Source organism: Polynucleobacter sp. 39-46-10, assembly GCF_002282275.1.
The window spans coordinates 1-3,510 of the sequence record NZ_NCJB01000257.1; the positions used below are offsets into that span (position 1 = coordinate 1).

Here is a 3,510-nt window from a genome sequence, read left to right on the forward strand (position 1 = left end):
CGATTGCACGACATTTTTCCAGTGGACAAATGGCGTTTAGTTTTGCAAGATAAAACAGCTTCAGGCTTCATTTTTGGTTACACCGTACATTCGATCGAACTATTTGCTTCTCGTAGTTGGTTGGTCGCCTTTTTTGCTTTCTGTGCAATCACGACTGGCGACTCTTTTCTCTTAACCGCTACCACCCTTGCTGGTGTCATTAATTTTTTTGGTGTTCCAGCATCCATTGCCGGAAATGAGATTGCCTTGAGAATAGGGCGTCAAAAATGGATTTTCATTGTCATGCTGACTAGTGCAGCATTTGGCATGGCGCTGGCTTTATCAACCGGACAATCTTGGTGGTTAATTATTGCATTGGCCACGGGGCACGCGATTTTTATTATGGCTGACTCTGCCACTTTAACTGCGGGTTTGGTGGTGAGCGCGCAAGAAAATATTAAAGGTGCTGCAATGGGTCTCCATTCTTTAATGGGCTTTGGCGGCGGCCTGTTAGGCCCGGCGATTTTTGGATTTGTGCTTGATCTAGCAGGCTCACGTAGCTCACAAATTGCTTGGGTTTGGGCATATTTCGCCATAGTGATCTGGGGTGTTCTATTTGTTCTATATGAACGCCGTAATGGCTGGGTAAGCAAGTCTCTCACTCGCAATTAATAATGCACATATGAGCACTAGTATGCCAAGCAATAGCTGTTATCACTGCGGAAGTTTTATTCTTCCAGGCGACTCTTATGAGATTGAGTTGGGTGGCGTCAATAGAAAATTCTGTTGCGCTGGTTGCATGGCAATTGCGCAAACTATTCATGGCGAAGGTTTGGAAGTGTTCTATGCACGTCGTGCACAGTCAAGTGATAAGCCTGCTGCTTACCTTGCTTCAAATGAAATTCCTGACAACCTAGCTCCTTACGATGATCCTTCTTTGCTTGGTCGATACACTCGGCCCAGTGGTGAGGACGGTAATCTAGAAACCACTTTACGACTTGAGAAGATTCGCTGTGCTGCTTGTGTGTGGTTATGTGAGCAACATCTCAGGCGTATTCCTGGCGTGAAAGATGTGCAGATTAATTATGTAAGTCAAAAGGTTAAGGCAGAGTTTTCTCCTGGGCAAACTAGCTTAGCTCGCTTATTATTTGAGGTAGAGCGTATTGGTTACGAGGCGTGGCCATTCGAGCCTTCCCTGTCAATTGAAAAATCCAAGAAAGAACGTCGTCAACTGCTGACGAGACTTGGAGTTGCTTTATTGGGCATGATGCAAGTCATGATGTATGCCTGGCCAACATACGTAGGTGATAGCGATATTACCGCTGAGTATGACCTCTTACTGGGTTGGACTAGTTGGGCTCTCACTGTTCCAGTGATGGTGTATTCAGCTGGTCCGATTTTTCAGGCTGCATGGCGAAGTGTTGCCTCATTTCGTCAGACGCATATGTTGGGTATGGATGTTCCTATTGCCCTAGCTTTAGCTCTAGCATTTTCTGCTGGTACCGTGAATCTTGCTACCGGTTCAGGCCAAGGATACTTTGACTCCATTACTATGTTTGTTGCCTTTATTTTGGCAGCACGTTATGTGGAGTTATTGGCTCGTCAAGATGCGCAGGGTGGGGCGGAGGCTTTAGCAAAACAATTGCCTGCTACTTGCGAGCGAGTGCCGAACTATCCAGAGTCTCAGAGGGTAGAAATTGTTCCGGTCATTAATTGCAACCCTGGTGAGGTTCTTCGTGTTCCACCTGGTGATGTGGTCCCAGCAGATGGTATTTTGATTGAGTGTGAGAGCGCTTTAGATGAGTCACTGCTGACTGGCGAATCAAAACCAATTGATAAAAAGATTGGTGATCGTGTATATGCAGGTACGCATAACATTCTGAACCCTATGCTCATGAGAATTGATGCGGTTGGTCAATCTACTCGTATCGCTGGCATTGCCTCATTACTGGATCAAGCGCTACAAGCTAAGCCCCTCATGGTGAGTCTGGCAGAAAAGTGGGCTGGATATTTTGTTGGTTTTTTATTAATCGCTGCATTTCTGTCTTCAGCCATTTGGTGGTATGTCGATCCCAGCAGAGCGTGGACAGTTTTAGTTTCGGTGCTGGTTGCCAGTTGTCCATGCGCTTTATCGCTTGCCGTTCCAACAGCCATGGCTGCAGCCCAAGGTGCCGTAACTAAGTTGGGCTTATTAATTGTGCGCGGCCATGTCCTAGAAGGCTTAGTCAAGGCTACTGACTTGGTATTGGACAAGACTGGCACCCTCACCATGGGGCAGCCAGAATTAAAAGAGGTGTTGATTGCTCGTGCAGAGTTTTCTAGAGCAGATGTCCTTAGTATTGCTGCAGCAATGGAAGCTGGTCAAAAACATCCTCTAGCACTTTCTTTATTACGTGCAGCTGAAACTGAAAATTGCCCACTGAAAAACTTACCTGAGCCTGTTACCAATCAATTAGGTAAAGGCCTGAGCTCAGGGGTTTATAGGCTAGGAAGTGCAGTTTGGGTTGGCGCTCAACAGATTGAGCAAGAGGGGCAGTATGGCCAAGTGCATCTGGCTGATGACAAAGGATTGATTGCGAGCTTTTTATTCTTAGATACTCCGAGAGCGGGGCTCGAGAAATTGTTGGCTGCTGCAAAATCGCGCAAGATCACCGTGCATTTAGTTTCTGGAGATGATCCTACGACTGTATCGTGGTGGGCGCATCATGTTGGGATTGACCGTTTCAAGGGTGCCTGCTCGCCAGAGGATAAGTATCACTACATTGAGCGCTTGCAAAAGGAAGGCCATTTTGTTTGGGCGATTGGCGATGGCATTAACGATGCACCTCTACTAGCAAAAGCCGATGTTTCGATTGCAGTTGGGGCGGGGGCGCCACTCGTTAATGCTGGAGCAGATGCGATTTTGACGGCGAGCTCCTTAGCTCCTCTAGCTAAGTCTATATTGCTGGCAGATAAAACCCAGATGATCATTAAAGAAAACTTGATTTGGGCCCTGGTTTACAACCTCTTGGCTATTCCAGTGGCCATGATGGGTTGGGTCAACCCTTGGATTGCAGGCATCGGCATGTCTCTATCTTCTTTGGCAGTCACATTAAATGCCTGGCGACTCAGAAAGGCCTAGACTAGAGGGATGGAAAGCCTTTTTCTCTTGATCCCCATCTCCCTGCTTGTAATCGGTCTTTTGGCCTGGATTTTCTTTTGGTCTGTGAAAGCGGGTCAGTTTGATGACTTGGAGGGGCCAGGTGAGGCGATTTTGATGGATGACGATACACCTAAATCCAAAAATGTTAGTGATAACTAACTAAAAAATCTTTATTTATTAGCTAGTTAGGAATTACGCCTCAATACAGAAGTTTCTACGTATCGTAAATGCAGGCATCCTTTTTGACATAGATCAAAACACCTCATGCGGCTTACTTCGATAATTGCCGAAGTCTATTTGAATTATGTCGCTGTTTGGTCACCAAAAAGGAGAAACCATGGGACTTACCGTGGGGAACAATCAAGATACCTTCAATTACAAGGTAGTCA

2 protein-coding genes and 1 pseudogene are annotated in these 3,510 nt (G+C 46.2%); all 3 read left to right on the plus strand.

The features are described from left to right. Positions 1 to 651, plus strand: a pseudogene (locus B7X71_RS13865) (MFS transporter); the annotation flags it as partial. 10 nt (positions 652 to 661) lie between these two features. After that, positions 662 to 3,100 (plus strand): heavy metal translocating P-type ATPase, encoded by a 2,439-nt coding sequence (locus B7X71_RS13870; RefSeq protein ID WP_293601048.1) that lies wholly within the window; start codon positions 662 to 664, stop codon positions 3,098 to 3,100. 9 nt (positions 3,101 to 3,109) lie between these two features. Beyond that, a complete protein-coding gene (ccoS, locus tag B7X71_RS13875) occupies positions 3,110 to 3,280 on the plus strand; it encodes a cbb3-type cytochrome oxidase assembly protein CcoS (RefSeq protein WP_293598597.1) in 171 nt (56 codons plus the stop codon). The last annotated feature ends 230 nt before the right edge of the window (positions 3,281 to 3,510 follow it).